Source organism: Salinispora sp. CH2A1_6 (assembly GCF_056820975.1).
Genome location: NZ_JBXEDG010000013.1, coordinates 511,025 through 529,284, shown reverse-complemented (window position 1 = coordinate 529,284; position 18,260 = coordinate 511,025). Strand labels below are relative to the sequence as shown.

The window sequence follows — 18,260 nt, the reverse complement described above, 5'->3', positions numbered from 1 at the left end:
CATGGAGGCCACGTGCACGTCGATCGGGACACCCTCGCCACCGCACTGTACGTGAAGATCGACGACGTGTTGAAGTCGTCGCCCCAGCTCACCCGCTGGCGACCCGCAATCGGAATCACCCCAAGATCACCGACGCCGAACTGATCACCCTGTCGGTGTTGCAAGCCCTGCTCGGCTACCACAAGGAAGCCCGCTGGATCCGTCACGCCCGCATGAACCTGACCCACCTATTCCCCTACATCCCGAAACAGCCCGGGTACAACAAGCGGCTGCGGACACTCGGCACGCAGATCACCCACCTGATCCGGGTTCTGGCCCTGGACACCGACCTGTGGCAGCACCCGGTGCGCACCGCCGACTCCACCCCGGTGGAGTGCAGACGCTCCCGCGAGACCGTCAAACGCTCTGATCTGGCCAGGTGGGCCACCTACGGCTACTGCGCCTCGCACTCACGTCGCTTCTGGGGCCTACGTCTGCACCTGGTCACCACCGTGCACGGACCTGCGGCGTGGCATTCGCCCTGGCCACCGCCAAGACCGACGAACGCGAAGCACTCATGGACCTGTTCGACCTGGACACCGGCCTGTTGACCCATCCCGACGGGCTGATCCTGGCCGTGGACAAGGGCTACCGCGACGCTGCCACCGAACGACAGCTGACCGAACGCGACGTCACCATGATCCGCCCCGCCTACCGCACCGAGCAGCCACGCCCCGGACGGACGCTACTACGCGCAGCACGACAAGGCATCGAGTCCGTCAACCAGACCCTCAAAGGTCAACTCGACCTCGAAAGACACGGCGGCCGTACCGCCACCGGCGTACTCGTACGCGTCGCACAACGCATCCTCGCGATGACCGCCGCGATCTGGCACAACTGGACCACCGGCCAACCCGTCATGCGCTCCCTCATCGCTTACGACCACTGATCCCTGGGAATCGATCGTCTAGCTAGGCTGCCATGTTGCGCGGGGCGAGACCTGGGCCGGGCGGCTGGCAACGCCCGGGTGCGGCCGGTCGACAAACTTTGGCGGTCACGTAGGCGCGTGTGCCTTGGCCGCCCGCGTTTCGTGACCGGGGTCTTGGGCCAGGGCTTTCGGTCACGGTGCGCGCCCTGGCATTAGTAGTCGAGGCCGCCGGCGGGCAGTCACCACCGCCGACCCAGCGGCGTCGTAGCCGACAGCCGCGCGTTGTTCAGAACGGCGCTGGACCGGGCGTGCGATCCCGTTCCGGGGTCGGCGGCTCCTGGCCGATGTCGACCAGCTCCTGCGCCAGGTCTCGTAGCAGCATTTCGGGCCGGCCGTTGACGTGTGTGCAGCCGGGCCGTTCGCAGGTGAATCCGCCGCCGGGCAGCCGGCGGTGGTGTTCGGTCGTAGGTGCTAGTGGCGGTGTTGTCGGTCATGGGGTGACTCCTTCACTTCTCTGCTCCCGCAATCGATCGTCGGTCTACTCGCTTTCCATCACCGGGCCTGGCGTGATGGAAAGGAAGCGGATCAGTGGTCCTGGCTGTCGTCGTCGAACAGGTGGCGGCGTCGGCCGGTTCGGGGCTGGTTGCTGGTGACGCCGGCGAGTTGGTCGTCGATCCAGGCGAGTCCGCCGCGGTCGAGGATCTGCTGGGCGCGGGTGACCACCACGTAGGCGAGCATCGCTTCGGCTTTGGGGACGCGGCCGGGTGTGCCGTTGTCGTTCGGGGTTGGGGAAGAGCGGTGCAGCGGTTAGCACTGAGAATGATCTTGCGGCGGCGAGTCTCACTCAAACGTTCGTTTGCGATAGACCCTTGCCGGATCTGCCGCCCGCCAGGCGTCGTCGCAGCGCAGCTGTCTACCGAAACCCGCACCGAAAACAAGACACCGTAACTTCGCGCAGCAGGTGAGTTTCGATAGAGTCGGCCGGTGGGACACAAGATCGGATACGCCCGAGTCAGCACCGACGACCAAGATCCACAGTTGCAGCTCGATGCGCTCGCCGCCGAGGGCTGCCTCAAGATCTACAAGGACGTCGCCACCGGAACCAAGCCGAGCGTCCTCAATGGCAGGCCTGTCTGGGTGACCTTCGCCCTGGCAACACCCTCATCATCTGGAAGATCGACCGGCTCGGCCGCAACTTGCGCGACCTCGTGGACATCGTCGCCGTCCTCGAAGAACGCGGTGTCGGCGTCAAGTCGCTGACCAACGGCATCGTCGACACCACTACCGCCCACGGCAAGCTCGTCTTCGGCATGTTCGCTCTCATGGCCGAATACGAGGCCGCCCTCATCAAGGAACGTACCCTCGCTGGCTTGACCGCTGCCCGTGCCCGGGGCCGCACCGGCGGCCGTAAGCCGAAGATGACTCCCGCCCTGATCAACAAGGCGCAGCGTATGTACGACTCGAAGCAGTTCACCATGGCCGAAATCGCGGCTTCCTGCGGCGTCACTCCCATGACGATCTACCGCAACATTGGCACAACGCCCGCGGCGCCATCGCCAGTTGCAGACTGAGATCCGGGATCAATGATCTGTGCTTCTGGCCAGCCACACGAGGCGTGAGACCTTGGTCGGCCACCGCTGCGCACGGAAATGGGATGCAGCACGGTCGGTCGTCACTGTTGGATCTCCGTATGAAGCGCGATCTTGTGCATCCCCGCAAGGCCCGTCCAGGAGACTGCATCGCGGTCGTCTCGCCGTCGTTCGCTGCGGCGGGCGTTTACCCGGCGATCCACGAGCAGGCCATGCGACGCCTCGCCGAGGTCACCGGCCTGGTACCTGTCGAGTACCCGACCACCCGACAGGTGGGCGCGACGCCGCAAGCGCGGGCGGCCGACATCAACACCGCGTTCGCCGATCCCGACATCCGCCGACTGCGGGGCGTCCACCACCGACGTGGACGCCTTCTCCGGCCGGCCATCGCGGGCCCTGGCCCTGATCACCCGGGCGATGCAGCCGCACGCCGACCGGGTCGACACCGACACGGTGACCTTCGTCGGGCCTTGCTTCGACGCGGCGGCGGGCGCTGACGGTTGGACCCGTCCGGCGGATGCGGAGAACGTGCTGCTGATCTCCCTGGGCTCGGCGTACACCCGTCAACCGGAGTTCTACCGCCAGTGCCTGGCGGCCTACGGCGATCTGCCCGGCTGGCACGTCGTCGTCCAGATCGGCAAGTACACCGACCCGCGAGAGCTCGGCGCCGTCCCGCCCAACGTCGAGGTGCACTCCTGGGTCCCGCAGCGGGCGATCCTGGAGCAGGCGGATGCCTTCGTCACCCACGCCGGTATGGGCAGCTGCGGCGAAGGACTGCTGGCCGGGGTCCCGATGATCGCCGTGCCGCAGGCCGCCGAACAGTTCATGAACGCCGACCGACTCGTGGAACTGGGCGTGGCCCGTCGCATCGACACCGCGGAAGCCACCGCCGAGACCCTGCGGTCGGCGCTGAACGACCTGGTCACCGACGTGGAGGTCGCCCGCCGCTCGGCACTGTTGCGCGCCAGGGCGCGGGCCGAGGGCGGTACCCCGCACGCCGCCGACCTCATCGAGAACATGCTGGCCTGACCCTTGCCCGTCACAGCCGGGGCTGGTCAAGCAGCGCTTCGCTATTCGACATCCCCTCCCGTTCTCACTTGCCCTCATCATCAGTGGCTCGTGCCAGGTGCGAGGAGACTGGTGAGCTCAGCAATCGCAGCCGCAGAGGGTTTTAAGTAGCGGCGGAGGTTCTCGGGCTTCTTGTGCCGTGACTTGGCCATGAGCATCGGCAGACTCGCGCCGGCCCCACCGAGGTGGGTGAGGCCGGAGTGTCGCCACTCGTGCAGATCCCAACCCGTGCCTGGCATTCCGCCAAGGACCGTGTGGGCGTCGAGCAGGGCGCGGGCCTGCCCATACGACAAGCGGGCGAAGCCGGTGTCCGGGCAAACGTCACGCGGGCTTACAACCTTCCCCGGGCCTGGCCGGCGGTGGGTGACAAACACCGGCCCACGTGTGCGGCCCTTGATCAGCCGAGGAAGCAGCCGGGCCGTGCCCGCGTCCCAGAAGACCGGCTCCAGTACGAAGTCCTCACGCGGGGCGCCTCGGCGGCGCGTACGCAGCTGGGCTCCCTTGGCCTTCACAGGGGCGCGGCGGCCGGCAAGATCCAGCTCCTCGATGTTGATGCCGAGGATCTCCTCGGCCCGCGCGCATGTCTCGTAAAGCATCCGCCAGAGCCATTGATCCATCCGTCGCCACCTGCGGGACGCTGTCACCGCGGCGAGGGCGACTCGGCCACATTCTGTGTCACATCACCGGAAGAGGTCGCTGAGGTGTCCGTGATCCCGCTACCGACCGCCCACCGCCCGGTGGCGCTCGTGGTCGCCGTCGACGCGTTCCTCGACCGGTTCCGTGACGACCCCGCCACCCGCGCCACCTACACCGAGACCCTGCGTCGGCTGCGCGAGACCGCCGGGGACCAGATGCCGGTCACCGGGCTCGCCCCGCAGCTCTACGAGCAGACGATGGCGCGCTGGGACCAGGGCGCGGCGAACACCTGGAACAAGCACCTGTCCGTGCTGACCTCGTTCACCGCCTACTGCCGCCGCCAGGACTGGCTAACCACCGACCCCGGCCGGCGCCTGGAACGCCGCAAGGTCACCCGCACCCGGGACAAAGCCATCCCTCGCGCCCGCCTGGAGCGGCTGTTCACCGACGACCGCCACCCGCTACGCGAGCGGGTCCTCTGGCGGATGCTCTACGAGACCTGCGCCCGCGCCGAGGAAATCCTCAGCCTCGACGTACCCGACCTCGACATGGAGTTCCGCCGCGCCCTCGTCACCGAGAAAGGCGGCGACCGCGCCTACGTGCACTGGGAAACCCCGACCGCCCGCCTGCTGCCCCGACTGCTGGCCGGCCGCACCACCGGGCCGGTGTTCCTCGCCGACCGGCGTGCCGCAGCAGCGGGGCGCCGCGCCCCGGCCCTGGGCAACATCTGCCCGGAAACCGGCCGGGGCCGGCTGTCCTACCCGCGCGTCGAGTACCTGTTCAAGCAGGCATCTCAGCTCCACGACCCGCACGACGCCGGATGCACCCTCCACCAACTGCGCCGCTCCGGGCTGACCCACCTCGCCGCCAAGGGCCGCAGCGCCGCCGAACTCCAAGCCAAATCCCGCCACCGGCACCTGGCTACCCTCGGCGTCTACGTCCGGCTCGGCGAAGAGACCTCCGCCCGCATCACCGCCGAGAACGACGAACACCACCGCCGACACCGACGCTGACCACCTGTTCAGGCTCGCCCCAGGGGTGGTGAGGGTGGGCTGGTGGCACCTTGTTTCTACGTGGTCCGGTGTGGTGGGCGTCGGCGTGCGGCGTAGCTGAGGATGACGCCGGCGAGGATGGAGAGGGCGGCGGCGCCGGTGGTGGTGGTCAGGTTGGGGCCGGTGATGGGTAGGTCGGGCTCGTCGGGTGGTGGGGCGATGGTGATGGTGGTGGGTGGGGATTGGCTGTCGGGGCAGGTGTTGGTGCTGGTGTAGTGGGCGGTGAGGGTGTGGGTGCCGGGTGGGAGGGTGGTGGTGTGGGTGGCGGTGGTGGTGGTGAGGGGTGTGGTGGTGAGGGTGGTGGTGTTGGTGCGGAAGGTGATGGTTCCGGTGGGGGTGTCGACGTTGCAGGTGACGGTGGCGGTGAGGGTGGTGTCCTGATCTGCTGCCGGGTTGGCGGGGGTGACCTGCAGGGTGGTGGTGGATGTCGGTGGTGCGGTCAGGGCCAGGCTGTGGGCATCGCCGGCGGCGATGGCCGTGATGATGGTTGCCGGCGGTAGGTCGACGGTGACGGGTGTGCTGCGGCTGGTGGTGGTTCCGTCGCCCAGCTGACCACTCGAATTGGCGCCCCAGGCCAGGACGGCGCCGGTGGCGGTGATCGCCAGACTGTGACTGTTGCCGCCGGTGACGGCCATGATGGTGACGCCGGCGGGCAGGCTTACGGCCACCGGCGTGGTGCGGTCGGTCGTGGTGCCGTCGCCCAGCTGACCACTCGAATTGGCGCCCCAGGCCAGGACGGCGCCGGTGGACGTCAACGCCAAACTGTGATCGCCGCCGCCGGCGATGGCAGTGACCTCGGCGCCCACCGGCAGGCTGACGGCCACCGGCGTGGTGCGGTTGGTGGTGGTTCCGTCGCCCAGCTGACCACTCGAATTGGCGCCCCAGGCCAGGACGGCGCCGGTGGACGTCAACGCCAAACTGTGGTCGCCGTGGGCCGCGATGGCTGTGATGGTGACGCCTACGGGCAGGTTGACGTCGACGGGTGTGCTGCGGTCGATGATGGTCCCGTCGCCCAGCTGGCCCCCGAAATTAGATCCCCACGCGAGGATGGTGCCGGTGGACGTCAACGCCAGACTGTGGTTGTTGCCGCCGGCGATGGCAGTGACCTCGGCGCCCACCGGCAGGCTGACCTCAACCGGCGTGCTGCGGTCGGTCATGGTTCCGTCGCCCAACTCACCCTGGTCGTTCTGGCCCCAGGCAAGGACGGCGCCGGTGGACGTCAACGCCAAACTGTGATCGTCGCCGGCGGCGATGGCAGTGACCTCGGCGCCCACCGGCAGGCTGACCTCAACCGGCGTGCTGCGGTCGGTGGTGGTCCCGTCGCCCAGCTGACCACTCGAATTGTCGCCCCAGGCAAGAATGCCGCCGGTGGAGGTGAACGCCAGACTAAAGTCACCGACGGCGGAGATGGCCGTGATGGTGGTTCCCGCAGGCAGGTTGACGGCCACCGGCGCGGTGCGGTCGGTGGTGGTCCCGTCGCCCAACTCCCCCTGGTTGTTCTGGCCCCAGGCAAGGACGGTGTCCGATGCGCCGGACAGTGATGGCGTGTCCTGCGCGGCCGCGGGCCGCACCGCGACCAACTGCGTGACCATCACCGCCAACACCAGAAGAAGCCAGCCGGTGATGGCCCGGCCCGCGTCACCGCCCGCCCATCGACAGGGTCTCCCCATTGTTCCTACCTCCACGCCGGCAAATACCGCCAATATGACAGAGCAAATTTTCTACCAACTATCACTGATATATGCGGAGAAACGCCCTCAAGAGGACATCTGGCTCCGTCGCCGGTCGCCCCCCCGCGCACGGCCACAACCTCAGACGCTTGGGGAAAACTTCACTCTGCGTAGCCGCTTTGCGATGGTGCTAACATCCGGCGGCGCTGGGCGCCCGGTCTGCTCAGTGCCGTTGTGGTGAACAGCACTGGCCTAGTTAGACAGACACAGTGGTAACGAGCACACTGAAGCCGCCGAGATCGTCGAGCTATCCACTCCTCGGAAGGGAATCCGCATGCCCAGGTACGACGCGATTGTCATCGGAGCCCGCTGCGCGGGCGCGTCCACCGGCATGCTTCTGGCTCGGCAGGGACACCGGGTGCTGGTCGTGGACCGATCGAGCTTCCCCAGCGACGTCATCTCGACCCACTTTCTCTGGCCGCACGGGACCTCCTACCTGAACCGGTGGGGCCTGCTGGATCAGGTGCTGGCGGTCACCCCGTCGCACACCGAGGTCACGTTCGTCAACGACGGCATTCCGCTCACCGGCTCGGTGCCGGACGAGCTTCTGCGCGCGTACTTCCGCGACTGGCATGGCGACGACTCGGGGGTGGTGCGCTCGTACGCCTCGATCCGTCGGCACGTGCTCGACCAGATCCTGGTCGAGGCGGCGAGCAAGGCCGGCGCCGAGGTACGGACGAACTTCACGGTACGGGAGCTCATCACCGAGGGCGACCAGGTCGTCGGGGTACGGGGACGCGACTCCAACGGGCAGTTGGTCGAGGAGCGCGCCCGGATCGTGATCGGTGCCGACGGCCGCAACTCGTTCGTCGCCCGCTCCCTCGGCCTGCCGAAGTTCGACGAACGGCCCCGATGCACCTTCGCCTACTGGAGCTACTACTCCGGCTTCGACCTCGGCCCGGCGCAGCTGCACCGACGTGGTCGGCTGGCCTGCGCCGTCGCACCCACCAACCACGACCAGAACATGGTGCTGGTCTGGGGCCCGAGCGAGTGGTCCCGCGAGTTCCGTCGCGACGTGTCCGGCAACGTCCAGCGGGCGCTGGATTTCGTCAGCCCGGAGCTGGGCGAGGTGGTCCGGACGCAGGGTGTGCGGGCGGAGCGCATCTACGGGACGTTGGATCAGTCCGGGTTCCTCCGGCCCCTGGCCGGACCGGGCTGGGTGCTGGTCGGCGATGCCGAGTCGGCCAAGGACCAGTGCACCGCGATCGGGATGACCCACGCTTTCCGGGGTGCGGAGCTGATCGCCGACGCGCTGGGCCGGTGGTTCTCCGGAGACGTGTCGCTGGAGGCGGCGATGGCCAGCTATGAGGACCGCCGCCGCAGCCAGAACGCCGCCGCCTACTACGACTACGTCTGCACGCTGGCGGAGATGCGCCCGTACCGCCACGACGAGTTGCAGTTGTTCGTGGCGTTGCGGGGAAACCAGCAGGAGATCGACCGGTTCGTCGCCACCCACGCCGACGTCGCGCCGGTCTCGGAGTTCTTCCAGGCGTCGAACCTCCTCCTGCTCAACGACGCCGCGAAGGAGACCTCGGCCGGGTACCCGGTGTTCGAGGACTACCCGGCGACCGCTCGGATGTACCAGCAGAACCTGTTCGCCTGACCCGTATCCCGCCCGGAGATCGATTGTGTCCCTGCCTGAACTTGACCAACGCGACGACGACGAACTGATCGAGACCATCCTCGCGGCCGCCGGCCGGCAGGATCTGGAGGCGATGGCGGCAGCCGCGGCCGAGGTCTCCGAGATGACCCGCAACTGGGCCACCCACATCCCGTGGGACGAGTTCGACTCGTTGGACGAGACCGCCCTGAACGAGGTGGTCGCCGAACTGACCCAGATGTGGGAACCCGTCGACCTGCAGGTTGACGCCGACGAGGAGTATGCGCTCGACAAGAACGCCTATGACTTCTACCGGCCGGCCGGCCGTAACCTGATGACCCGTACCGAGGAATTCCACGGGTGGGTCGAGGCGCGACGGCGGACCGAGACGTGGCAGTACTCCAGGACGCTGGAAGCCGCGCCGGACAGCATCGCCCAGATCACCAACGACATCGGCCGGCGCACCCGCGGGATCAACTTCAACTCGCAGGACTATCTGTCGTTCAACACGCACCCGGCGATCCGGGAGGCGGCGACCAAGGCGATGCGGGACTACGGTCCACACAGCGCGGGGTCACCGATGGTGCTCGGGAACACCCGGATCTCCGACGAACTGGAGGCATCACTCGGTGAGTTGGTCCGGGCCGAGCAGGTCACGCTCTTCCCAACCGGGTGGGCCGCCGGCTTCGGGGCGATGGCGGGCCTGGTCCGCCAGGAGGACCACGTTCTGATCGACCGGCTGGCGCACTCCTGCCTCCAGCAGGGGGCCCGGGCGACCACCCGCAACGTGGTGCGCTACGAACACCTCAACGTGGAGGCGGTCCGTCGCCACCTGGTCGACATCCGCCGGCGAGACAGCCGCAACGGCATCCTCGTCGTCACAGATGGCCTCTTCTCGGTGGACGCTGACTGGCCGGACCTGGTGACCCTGCAGCGGGTGTGCCGGGAGCATGACGCGACGCTGCTCGTCGACGTGGCGCACGACCTGGGTTCGATGGGCCCGGGTGGCACCGGTGTCCTCGGGTTGCAGGAGGTGCTCGGCGACATCGACATCGTGATGGGCGCCTTCTCCAAGACGTTCTGCTCCAACGGCGGCTTCGTCGCCTCGGCCTCCCCGGCGCTCAAGCAGTACCTCAAGATGTTCGGTGGGTCGCACTTCTTCTCCAACGCGCTGTCGCCCGTGCAGACCGCCGTGGTCCTGGAAGCCTCGAAGATCATCCGCTCCGCGGAGGGCGACCTCCTCCGTTCCCGGCTGCACACCGCCGTCACCGCGCTTCGCGATGAGCTGACCGGGCACGGGCTGACCTGTATGGGTGAGCCGTCGCCGATCGTGCCGCTCCTGATCGGAAACGAGAAGCTGGCGCGGATCGCGAACCGCCTGCTCTTCGACCGTGGGGTGCTCGCGTTCATGGTGGAGTTCCCGGTGACTCCCACCGGCTCGTCGCGGTTCCGGCTTCAGGTGCAGGCAAACCATGAGCCGGAGGAGGCACGCGCCGCAGCGAGGATCATCGCGGACGCGATCACGGACGCCCGCACCTACCTGTCCAGTGCCTTCGGGAGTACGGAGCGGTAGCCATCGCCACGCCTCATCAGCCGACCCCGGCTGGCCGAGTCGTCCCGCCGGACGGCGCTGCGAGAGAAGTCAGATCATGGCCAGGGCCTTGGTGATGTTCCGCTCGGCCAAAGCCAGCATCCACCGGCGGTCCGGGAAGTCGGTGTCGGCGATCCGAAGGGGGCCCTCGATCAGAGACAGGACCTGGGCGAATCGGTAGAACTCCAGCCGGTTGGGGTCGAGTTCGACGGACTGCAGCGCGGGGTACGCGTCACCGAAGCGCAACTGCAGCCAGGCGTGCTCCCACTCCACGTCGAAGAACGTCATCCCCTCGATGTCGACCATGGCGGGTGCACCGGAAGGCGGGACGAGCACGTGGTCCGGCCCGAGTTCGCCGTGTATCAGCCGGTAGTCGTGGCGAATGGTGACCGCGCCGCGCAGGCGCCGGAGATGGTCGGTGATTCGGTCGTGGGCATCGGCGAGCCGCACGTCGCGGACGGCCGCCGCGTCGAGGTGGCCGAGCGCCCGGTCCTGGATGATGTCCTCGGTGCTGCGGGTCTGTAGGGCCTCCCCGCGGGCGATGGCGGCAAGCTTGCCGTAGTGGGTGCCGCGGGTGGTGTGCATGCGGCGCAGGGCATCGCCAAGTGTGGACAGCGGGGTCACGGCTGCGACCGGGTCATGTTCCATGAGCGCCTCGAGCGTCACCGCACCGACATCCTCGACCAGTGCAAGGTCGGCCGGGTGGTAGCGGCCGGCGCGGTCGAGCATCAACAGCCGTGGCGTCCGCACGTCCACAGCGGTGAGGGCCGCGTGGTTGGTGGCGAACAACTCGACGCCCGATGCGTCGGTGAAGGGATCGTCGGGGACGGCTGGTGCCGGCGGCCAGTAGTTCTCGCCGGTTGCCCAGACATAGAGGATCGCTGTCGACTGGTCGTCCAACGTGAGCCGGTAGACGCCCTTCTTGCTGCCACCGGTCAGCCGGCCCAGGGCGGCAGGTCTACGGTCTGCGCCGAACTGGTCCAGCACCAGGTCATGCAGGTCGTCAGATTGTAGGACTGTCCGTGTCACAGGTCGCCTTTCTCCTGTTGCTCGGCGGTGGTTCACGATGGGCGCAGCCGTTCACCGAGAGTCCGGAGTCAGCGTTCTGCGGCGTCGGTGAGGATCGTGTCGAGTCGCGTCCGGCATTCGCTCGCGAAGGCGGGCCAGGAGTTCCGGTAGTAGGAGATTCCGGCGATGCCCACGGCGATGGCCCATGCCCGAGCCTTCGCCCAGCTCACGTCGTCGAGGTTCATGGCATTCCAGTAGGCCTGTCGCGCTGGAGCCGGCAGGTCCCAGACCGGGGCGTGCTCGGCGGCAGGAAAGCCGATCGACAGTCCCCCGAAGTCGATGACAGCGTGCAGCCGGCCCCTCGCTGCCAGAAGGTTGGCGGGGCGAAGGTCACCGTGGAGCCACACGTGCGGGCCGCGGGGCTCGGGCAGCCTGATGGCGGCGCTCCAGAGTCCTGCCAGGGTGTCGACATCAAGGTCGTCATCCATCGTGGTCCAGCAGTCCGCGAAGTAGGTACTGATGGCCTCTCCGCACCCCTGCAGGCAGCGCCTTGTCGGCTGTTCGCGGCAGCCGGACCAGGAGGTCCTCTCCCAGCCGGTACATCACGTTGTCAGTGCCGGCGCCTGCCGGCGCCAAGGGCAGCGATGCCCAGTCCGGGCGTTGAAGCTGCAGAAGTGACGTGACGACTGCCTCGTCCACCGAGATCTCGTCCTTGTGCAGCATGGCGGAGATGCTGCCGTAGCGGGAAGATCCAGACCAGCCAATTCTCGGCAGCAGCGGTGACCACGACCCGGCGACCGCCTGCCACCGCTGCGGCAACTCGCCAGCGACCTCGGCCTGGCCGTCGGCACCGTGGCCCGCACCTACCGCGAGTTGGAGGCCGCCGGGCTGATCCGGTCCCGACGCGGCGGCGGCACCCGCGTCGCGGACCAGGCACCCGCACCACCCGCCGACGGACACCGCCAAGCACTCGACCGGCACGCGGCCGCCTACCTGCGACAGGCACAGCTGCTCGGCGCCGACCGGGAAACCGCCCTCGACGCCGTACGCCGCGCCTGGCCCGCCGACGCGTGACACGAATCAGGCCCCGCCGCACCGGAACAACTCGCGTCATCAGACGATAATCGTGGACGCAGATCTCGCCGCCAGCACCATGCTCGGCGTGACTCACCGTGATTGCTGGACGAACCACTCTCGACAAGGAAATCGGAGGAGGTGGAATCAAAGGGAAGCGAAGCAGGAGGAGCAGCTTCCCGAGAGCGGGTCCGAGATTATTTCCTCAAGGACTTCTCTCCCTCACCTGAATTCAGGCTAACAGCCGTCCGGAGAATTTCACCCCGCACACTTCCGCGAATTTTTCGAGCAGTCTGAGACAGGGCCGTGACGGCTGCGGGAAGCAGCACAACGGCTCCGGTCACAGCGAAACACCAGGCCAAAGAGAGGGGAGACAGCAGCAGGCCGATCCCGGCCGCCCCCGCGGCATTTCCCGTGTTGAAGGCGGTATTCACCCAGGTACCGGCCTCCGTACTGCGGGCCTGGGAATCCACTTCGCCGGCAATCAGATAGGCCGTGGTCAGCGCCGGCGCCATCAGAAACCCAACGGCACCGGCCAGCGCAACCAGCCCGACCATTCCAGTGGCCTGGCCGGACAGCACACAGAAAACTCCGAGAAAAGCGGCCAGAATCGGCAGCCGGGTGCGCGTGGACAGCCGCCAGCGCACCGCACCGTAGAGCAGCCCGCCCAGCGCGCTGCTGACCGCCAGCGCCGCCGACACCCAGGACACGGAGGCAGCGGCGCCGTGCCGGTCCGCGAAGGCGACGGCCAGGAGAGTGAAGGCCCCCATGCAGGCCCCCAGCCCGGCGGTAGCAAGAACCGGATCGGCCAGGGACGTCCACCAGCGTGCGTCCCGGCGGGGCGGGGCGGCCCCCTGCTCGCCGCCGGTGTCGGGCTGCGGCGCGGCTGAACCGCGGAAGGAGGCGGCGACCGGGGAACCCGCGAGGACAGCCGTGCCGCCGAACAGCAGCACCGCGCTCAGGGCGACTCCGAGGGCGGGCTCGGCGAGCGCCGTGAGCACCCCGGCCAGCAGGGGCCCGACGACGTAGAGCAGTTCCTCCGCGACAGTGTCCAACGAGTAGGCCCGCTGGAGCAGTTGCTCGTCGTCGTCCGGGACCAGATCACGCCACAGGGTGCGCATGAACGGTCCCAGCGGGGGCGCGCACGCGCCGGCCGCGGTGCCGAGCACCCACAGCGCTGCACCGGGGGCGCCGGGCTGCCAGGCCACCGCCGCGATCAGGCCGAGCAGCGACGCACATGCCGCCGCCATGGGCAGCAGCGCCCGGTGCACACCGTGCCGGTCGATGAGGCGGGCGCGGTACGGGGCCAGCAGGGAACTGGCGAGTCCGAAGACGGCCAGGACACCACCGGCGACGGCGTACGACCCCGTCGCGTGTTCGACGGTGAGCACCAGCGCCAGGAAGACGATGCCGTAGGCGAACCGGGCGACGAGCGCGGCACCGAACGTGCGGGCCGCCTGCGGTAGCCGGAGGACGGTGAGATAGGAGGGGGCATGCACAGGGGATGCGGATGACACGGGGGACTCCTGCGGGTTCACGCGTCCCGGTGGCGGGCACGGGACGGGCTGCGGACCAGGGGGTACGGGATCGCGGAGGGCAGGGTTCGTCCGGGGCCGGGGTGCGGCCGTGGGCGGCTACGGACGGAGGCCCGTGACGGTGCCGGCGCCGGACGGAGCACCCGGCATACGGGCAAGGGACAGGGTCACGGCGGCCTTGAGAGCGTCGGCCGTAGCCGTGCCCAGGCCATGACGGTCCAGAGTGGCCAGCGCCTAATCCGTCATGCCACCGGGGAGCTCACGGCTGAGACGGTGTCGGCGAACGACGCGCCCGGCCGGGCGTGCAGGACCCGCGGGCCGTGCATCAGGTCACTCCACAGGGCCCGTATCACCGGCCCGAGCGCAGGCGCGCAGGCGCCCGCCGAGAGCGTCAGCACCAGCGGTCTCCAAGGCGATGTACCCGAACCGCAGGTTGCCGCTGCCAGTGTCGCGAGCAAGGCCGCATAGACGGTCGCCATGACCGGCAGAACCTGCCGTGGTCCTCGCCGGTCGAGCAGTCGGGCACGCAGTGGCGCCAGGAGAGTTAGAAAGACGATGCCGTATGACAAGCGGCCGACTGTGGCTGCAGCAAAGGTCGACAGCACAGATGGCTGACACAGCACCGTAGAATACGAAGGATTCCCTGAAAGGGAAGACATGTGACGTTCCTCATCGAACGCGGCGCGCGTACGCGCCAAAGGCAGGTCAAAGACAGCAGGGCCTTGATCCGCACCAGGGCGGAGGCAGTCTTTGGTCTACGCACGAAGGAGGAACATTCCGGTAACGGTAGCAGCACCCACGGGGTCGGCCCCGACGGCGGGGTGGCCGACTGCCTGAGCAGCGGGAGTTCGCTGACATCAGCACCGTCGGTGTGCCAGTCCGGCACCCCGATCCCACAACGTTCGTACCCGATGGGCGTGTGCCTCCCCTATCACCGGTGAGTACACCGTCAAGGGTCTCCGGAGTGCTGCCTGATTTTCCGCAGTTGGTGGGCACGCGGATGCGTCGGGCCGGGGATCCATGGTGTGCTCGCAGATCTCCGAGCGGCTGAGCCACCGGTGGGCACGCACCGTCGCCACTGCGACGGGACTGCCCCCGTCGCCACACTCACACTCACGGCCAGCGGCGGCATGCGACCAGCTATCGGGTCGAAACCTCAACCGACGGGACAGACTGGATACTCCTTCACCACGCCACCAACGGGACCGGTGGGACCGCGCGGGTCAGTGCGGCTATGGCACTCGCTCGCCACGTTCGGGTCATGGGTGTCCAACGTGCTACCAGCTACGGATTACTCGCGGTGGGAAATTGAGGTGCGGTGAACCGAACCTCCGCCCCGTTGATCTGGCCGTTGCTGACGATGGGCCGCGCCACACCGTCCGCCGTCAGCAACTGCCGCCGCCGTCTCCGCCGGAGGAACCTCCACTGCTGTCCCCGCCGGAGAACCATCCACCCCCACTCGAACCGCTGTCGCAGGAGGCGCCACCGTCGCCGCCTGCCGTGGCGCTGGGCACCGACGACGCGTACGCCGACGAGCCGCGCCGGCCCGTCGCCGTACGCCGACGCGCGAGGAAGGTGAAAACGACCGCGGCGGCGAACAGCCCGAAGAAAATCTCCATGTCGACGACGGTACGGAAGCCGATCAACCTTCTGTGCGGACTGCGGGCGCAGTCCCCGCGCGGCCGCCAAAGCCTGCCTGACCGACGGTGACGAGTATCAGGCGTATCTCGATGGTGACGAGTACGAGCGCTGGCGCTGGCGCTGGCGCTGGCGGCGGTCATTCTTGGTCACCGACAGCCGATCGCCCCGCGCGACTCACCAACCGGAGCCGAACGTCGCCAACTGCTCGCCTGCCACCCCAGCGATTCGCCAGCTAGAGCCTAAGGCGCAAGCGGGAAGGGGATTTGTCCTGGGCGACGTCAGCTCGGTCGATTAGAATGTATGTACTAATATCGCTGTTGAGCTGGGAGGATGCCCGTGACCGTGCCCACCCCCGCCGCTCCCCTCGCCCCCTACACCACGCTCCTTGGCTTCACCCGTTACGTCGACCGCACCGGCCCAACCAAGGCCACCTTCGTCGGTGGCCTGCGCCGGCAGCGGGCCAGCCGCTCCGGCTTCAACCCACATGGTCAGTTCGTCAAGGCCCTCAAGGCCGACATCGCCTTCCACACCAGCGGCACCCACCTCGATCGGGTGGTCGCCACCGTCAAGCCCCGATGGCGTCCGCTCTACCAGGCGTTGGCGCCGGGGGCGATGGCCTGGCTGCTGTCCCTCGGCGCACCCAGGTCGATCGACCTGGCCCAGACCCGCGACGCCCTCGCCCTGCTGGGCGACCTACCCGTGAAGATCAACCCACACTTCGGAATCCGGTATGCCGACGGGCGGGCCGAGGCCGTCCGCCTGCACTTTGACGAGGCTCCGCCGACCGACGAGGCAGCGCTGGCCATGCTGCACCTGATGGGCCGACAGATGGAGGCGATTTTGCCGCACGCCGAACCCGTCCTGGTCGATGTCCGGCGCGGCCGGACGCACCGCACGCCAGCGACCGCGAAACCCGCGGAGATCGAGCGCTGGCTGACCGGCGAGGCCATCGCCTTTCAGGCGCTGTGGAGCACTGCTGCCTGACCGCGTGGGGTGGGTGGAGGGTCAGTAGCCCGTCGTATCGTCGATGCTGGATTGCGCGGTCGGCACCAGGAAGCTCCGCTCGAAGGTGAGGACCACCTCACCGGTGGCTTTGCGGCCGATGGTGCGGCAGCTCACGATGCCCTCGCCCGGCCGGCTGGCGGAGAGCCGTTTCGCGGTCACCTCGCTCTCGGCGTACAGCGTGTCGCCCACGAAGACCGGCTGGGGAAGGTGGATCCGCTCCCAGCCGAGGTTTGCGATGGCCCGGCCGCTGGTACTGCGGGCGGTCATCCCGCCGACGATGCTCAGGGTCACCAGACTGGAGACCAGGGGCTGGCCCCACCGACCGGCCTCGGCGTATGCGTCGTCGATGTGCAGCGGTGACGCGTTCATGCTCAACATGCTCATCAACACGTTGTCCATCTCGGTCACGGTGCGGCCGGGCCGATGCTCGATCACCGTGCCGATGACGATCTCGTCGTAGTAGAAGCCGACCTGCTCGCGGTATCGGTTCTCGCCTACCCTGCGGAAGCCGACTGGACCGGAGCCGGTCGGCTTCCCGGCCTGCTCAGGCCGCATCGGTGAGCTCCCGTACGTGGTCGGCGAAGGTAGCCAGGACCGACCGGTCAAGGTCGGCACGGATCATGATCCGCAACCCGGCCTGGCCCTGCGGCACGATCGGAAAGAACACCGCCGAGCTGTAGAAGCCACGCCGGTACAACTCCGCGGAGAGTTGGACCGCCCGGTCGGCGTCGCCCACGGTGATTCGACGTACCGGCAGTCCGTTTCCGGCAAAGGAGGTGGGCAGCAGCTCATCGAAGTACGCCACGTTCTCGTCCAGTCGGCGCTGCAACTGGCCCAGCTCGGGTGAACGGTGAATGGCGGCGCTCGCCAACGAGGCCCCGACCAGTGGCAGGGCCATGTTCTGCGACCACCCCACCGGCCCGGCGTGCCGGGTCAGGAAGCGGGACATCGCCGGGTCGCCGAGCATGGCCACACCACCGCCGGTGCCGAAGCCCTTGCCCAGGCTGGTGACGATGACGGTGAGTGGATTCATGACCAGTCGGGATCGGACAAAGCCCTCACCCCGCTCGCCGACCAGCGACAACGAGTGCGAGTCGTCGATGAAGAGGAACAGACCGTACCGGTCCTGCAGTTCCAACAGACCGTCCAGGGCAGCGGCGCCGCCCATCGAGTACGCGCCGTCGGCGACATAGGCCACGCTGGGGTACTGCCGGCAGACGTCCTCCAGGTAGTTCAGGTCGTTGTGGTCGCAGGTGAGGACCAGACTTTCCTCTGCGCAGATGGGCTTCACATACGACATGCAGAAGTGGCAGTGCCGGTCAAAGACCATCACCCTGGGGCCGCCCGGAGCGAGGTGCCCGGAGGCCACCAGGGGCAAGATGCCGGCGGTGAGCGCGCTACAGGTGGTACCGGGGAGGATCTGGGCACCGAACAGTTCTCCCAGTTCCTCCTCCAACCGGGCCAGCAGTTGGTGCCGGATGCGGGTGGTGGAGGTGACCAGCCAGGTGGTGCCGGCCTCGCGTAGCGCCGACACCGCCCCCTCAATCACTGCCGGATGGTGGTTGAGGCCGAGGTAGGCGCAGGAGCACATGTTGACGAACTCGTGGCCGGTCGCCCGGTCAACGAGCCGGTTGTTGGAGTCGCCCGAGGGCGTGTCGACACTGATCCCGGTCAAACCGTGGTCGGCCGCTGCCTGCCAGACCGGGTCGGCGGTCCGGATCATCTTCTCCGCGTGGCGGTACCGGTGCGGACCGACGAAGCTCTGGTGTTCCGCTGTGCTCGTCATTTCCTCTCCCTGCCAGTGAGACTGACCGCTGTTGTCCC

The 18,260-nt window shown here is 68.1% G+C and carries 17 protein-coding genes and 4 pseudogenes; 11 read left to right on the top strand and 10 right to left on the bottom strand.

The annotated features are described in order from the left end of the window. The first annotated feature begins 12 nt into the window (after window positions 1–12). A pseudogene (locus AC1UKG_RS20320) lies at window positions 13–928 on the top strand (IS982 family transposase). A gap of 564 nt (window positions 929–1,492) precedes the next feature. On the opposite strand, the gene AC1UKG_RS20315 reads toward AC1UKG_RS20320, so the two are convergent. Continuing rightward, a complete protein-coding gene (locus AC1UKG_RS20315) occupies window positions 1,493–1,645 on the bottom strand; it encodes a hypothetical protein (RefSeq protein ID WP_018815689.1) in 153 nt (50 codons plus the stop codon). A gap of 246 nt (window positions 1,646–1,891) precedes the next feature. On the opposite strand from AC1UKG_RS20315, the pseudogene AC1UKG_RS20310 reads away from it, so the two are divergent. From AC1UKG_RS20310 to AC1UKG_RS20295, 4 genes and pseudogenes are all read left to right on the top strand, one after another. Further along, window positions 1,892–2,244, top strand: a pseudogene (locus tag AC1UKG_RS20310) (recombinase family protein); the annotation flags it as partial. Further along, window positions 2,218–2,478 (top strand): helix-turn-helix domain-containing protein, encoded by a 261-nt coding sequence (locus AC1UKG_RS20305; RefSeq protein ID WP_482643220.1) that lies wholly within the window; start codon window positions 2,218–2,220, stop codon window positions 2,476–2,478. The pseudogene AC1UKG_RS20310 and the gene AC1UKG_RS20305, both read left to right, overlap by 27 nt. Window positions 2,479–2,597: 119 nt before the next feature. Beyond that, window positions 2,598–2,849 (top strand): annotated as a pseudogene (locus AC1UKG_RS20300) (LD-carboxypeptidase); the annotation flags it as partial. A 64-nt stretch (window positions 2,850–2,913) separates the two neighbouring features. Further along, window positions 2,914–3,525: a nucleotide disphospho-sugar-binding domain-containing protein gene (locus AC1UKG_RS20295; protein WP_482642941.1), complete on the top strand. Its 612-nt coding sequence runs from the start codon at window positions 2,914–2,916 to the stop codon at window positions 3,523–3,525. A gap of 80 nt (window positions 3,526–3,605) precedes the next feature. Here AC1UKG_RS20295 and AC1UKG_RS20290 read toward each other — a convergent pair whose 3' ends face one another. Further along, complete coding sequence (locus AC1UKG_RS20290) at window positions 3,606–4,181, bottom strand: site-specific integrase (RefSeq protein WP_018815684.1); 576 nt, start codon at window positions 4,179–4,181, stop codon at window positions 3,606–3,608. An 84-nt stretch (window positions 4,182–4,265) separates the two neighbouring features. Between AC1UKG_RS20290 and AC1UKG_RS20285 the strand changes: the two genes are divergently transcribed. After that, window positions 4,266–5,213: a site-specific integrase gene (locus AC1UKG_RS20285; RefSeq protein WP_018815683.1), complete on the top strand. Its 948-nt coding sequence runs from the start codon at window positions 4,266–4,268 to the stop codon at window positions 5,211–5,213. Window positions 5,214–5,269: 56 nt separating this feature from the next. Here the strand turns inward: AC1UKG_RS20285 and AC1UKG_RS20280 are convergent, their stop codons facing one another. After that, entirely contained in the window at window positions 5,270–6,922 is a 1,653-nt protein-coding gene (locus AC1UKG_RS20280; protein WP_482642942.1) for an RCC1 domain-containing protein, read from the bottom strand. Between the two features lie 334 nt (window positions 6,923–7,256). Here AC1UKG_RS20280 and AC1UKG_RS20275 point away from each other — a divergent pair, with 334 nt between their 5' ends. Then, window positions 7,257–8,585 (top strand): NAD(P)/FAD-dependent oxidoreductase, encoded by a 1,329-nt coding sequence (locus AC1UKG_RS20275; RefSeq protein ID WP_018743493.1) that lies wholly within the window; start codon window positions 7,257–7,259, stop codon window positions 8,583–8,585. Window positions 8,586–8,610: 25 nt separating this feature from the next. Then, complete coding sequence (locus tag AC1UKG_RS20270; RefSeq protein ID WP_018743492.1) at window positions 8,611–10,155, top strand: aminotransferase class I/II-fold pyridoxal phosphate-dependent enzyme; 1,545 nt, start codon at window positions 8,611–8,613, stop codon at window positions 10,153–10,155. A gap of 69 nt (window positions 10,156–10,224) precedes the next feature. Here the strand turns inward: AC1UKG_RS20270 and AC1UKG_RS20265 are convergent, their stop codons facing one another. From AC1UKG_RS20265 to AC1UKG_RS20255, 3 genes are all read right to left on the bottom strand, one after another. Then, complete coding sequence (locus AC1UKG_RS20265; RefSeq protein WP_482642943.1) at window positions 10,225–11,202, bottom strand: phosphotransferase family protein; 978 nt, start codon at window positions 11,200–11,202, stop codon at window positions 10,225–10,227. A gap of 68 nt (window positions 11,203–11,270) precedes the next feature. Next, window positions 11,271–11,669 carry a phosphotransferase gene (locus AC1UKG_RS20260; protein WP_482642944.1) on the bottom strand — a complete coding sequence of 133 codons (399 nt, stop codon included), beginning with the start codon at window positions 11,667–11,669 and terminating at the stop codon, window positions 11,271–11,273. Then, window positions 11,662–11,904, bottom strand: coding sequence for a hypothetical protein (locus AC1UKG_RS20255; RefSeq protein WP_475889273.1), 243 nt, complete (start codon window positions 11,902–11,904; stop codon window positions 11,662–11,664). Before AC1UKG_RS20255 ends, AC1UKG_RS20260 begins: the two co-directional genes overlap by 8 nt. 78 nt (window positions 11,905–11,982) lie before the next feature. On the opposite strand from AC1UKG_RS20255, the gene AC1UKG_RS20250 reads away from it, so the two are divergent. Then, entirely contained in the window at window positions 11,983–12,255 is a 273-nt protein-coding gene (locus tag AC1UKG_RS20250; protein ID WP_080644667.1) for a GntR family transcriptional regulator, read from the top strand. 197 nt (window positions 12,256–12,452) lie between these two features. Here AC1UKG_RS20250 and AC1UKG_RS20245 read toward each other — a convergent pair whose 3' ends face one another. Then, window positions 12,453–13,772 (bottom strand): MFS transporter, encoded by a 1,320-nt coding sequence (locus tag AC1UKG_RS20245; protein WP_482642945.1) that lies wholly within the window; start codon window positions 13,770–13,772, stop codon window positions 12,453–12,455. Between the two features lie 1,147 nt (window positions 13,773–14,919). On the opposite strand from AC1UKG_RS20245, the pseudogene AC1UKG_RS20240 reads away from it, so the two are divergent. Then, a pseudogene (locus AC1UKG_RS20240) lies at window positions 14,920–15,112 on the top strand (discoidin domain-containing protein); the annotation flags it as partial. 63 nt (window positions 15,113–15,175) lie between these two features. Here the strand turns inward: AC1UKG_RS20240 and AC1UKG_RS20235 are convergent. Beyond that, a complete protein-coding gene (locus AC1UKG_RS20235; protein WP_018743487.1) occupies window positions 15,176–15,409 on the bottom strand; it encodes a hypothetical protein in 234 nt (77 codons plus the stop codon). Window positions 15,410–15,767: 358 nt separating this feature from the next. Here AC1UKG_RS20235 and AC1UKG_RS20230 point away from each other — a divergent pair, with 358 nt between their 5' ends. Further along, window positions 15,768–16,415, top strand: coding sequence for a hypothetical protein (locus AC1UKG_RS20230; protein WP_018813844.1), 648 nt, complete (start codon window positions 15,768–15,770; stop codon window positions 16,413–16,415). A gap of 21 nt (window positions 16,416–16,436) precedes the next feature. On the opposite strand, the gene AC1UKG_RS20225 is transcribed toward AC1UKG_RS20230, so the two are convergent. Both AC1UKG_RS20225 and AC1UKG_RS20220 read right to left on the bottom strand, forming a co-directional pair. After that, entirely contained in the window at window positions 16,437–16,991 is a 555-nt protein-coding gene (locus AC1UKG_RS20225; RefSeq protein ID WP_018813843.1) for a MaoC family dehydratase, read from the bottom strand. Then, window positions 16,981–18,222: an 8-amino-7-oxononanoate synthase family protein gene (locus AC1UKG_RS20220; protein ID WP_018743484.1), complete on the bottom strand. Its 1,242-nt coding sequence runs from the start codon at window positions 18,220–18,222 to the stop codon at window positions 16,981–16,983. Before AC1UKG_RS20220 ends, AC1UKG_RS20225 begins: the two co-directional genes overlap by 11 nt. Window positions 18,223–18,260: the final 38 nt, after the last annotated feature.

Coding starts and splice junctions, on each gene's coding strand:
- AC1UKG_RS20315 (WP_018815689.1), bottom strand. CDS start 1,645: ATGCTCGCCTACGTGGTGGTCACCCGCGCCCAGCAGATCCTCGACCGC.
- AC1UKG_RS20305 (WP_482643220.1), top strand. CDS start 2,218: ATGTTCGCTCTCATGGCCGAATACGAGGCCGCCCTCATCAAGGAACGT.
- AC1UKG_RS20295 (WP_482642941.1), top strand. CDS start 2,914: ATGCAGCCGCACGCCGACCGGGTCGACACCGACACGGTGACCTTCGTC.
- AC1UKG_RS20290 (WP_018815684.1), bottom strand. CDS start 4,181: ATGGATCAATGGCTCTGGCGGATGCTTTACGAGACATGCGCGCGGGCC.
- AC1UKG_RS20280 (WP_482642942.1), bottom strand. CDS start 6,922: ATGGGGAGACCCTGTCGATGGGCGGGCGGTGACGCGGGCCGGGCCATC.
- AC1UKG_RS20275 (WP_018743493.1), top strand. CDS start 7,257: ATGCCCAGGTACGACGCGATTGTCATCGGAGCCCGCTGCGCGGGCGCG.
- AC1UKG_RS20260 (WP_482642944.1), bottom strand. CDS start 11,669: ATGGATGACGACCTTGATGTCGACACCCTGGCAGGACTCTGGAGCGCC.
- AC1UKG_RS20255 (WP_475889273.1), bottom strand. CDS start 11,904: ATGCTGCACAAGGACGAGATCTCGGTGGACGAGGCAGTCGTCACGTCA.
- AC1UKG_RS20235 (WP_018743487.1), bottom strand. CDS start 15,409: ATGGAGATTTTCTTCGGGCTGTTCGCCGCCGCGGTCGTTTTCACCTTC.
- AC1UKG_RS20225 (WP_018813843.1), bottom strand. CDS start 16,991: ATGCGGCCTGAGCAGGCCGGGAAGCCGACCGGCTCCGGTCCAGTCGGC.
- AC1UKG_RS20220 (WP_018743484.1), bottom strand. CDS start 18,222: ATGACGAGCACAGCGGAACACCAGAGCTTCGTCGGTCCGCACCGGTAC.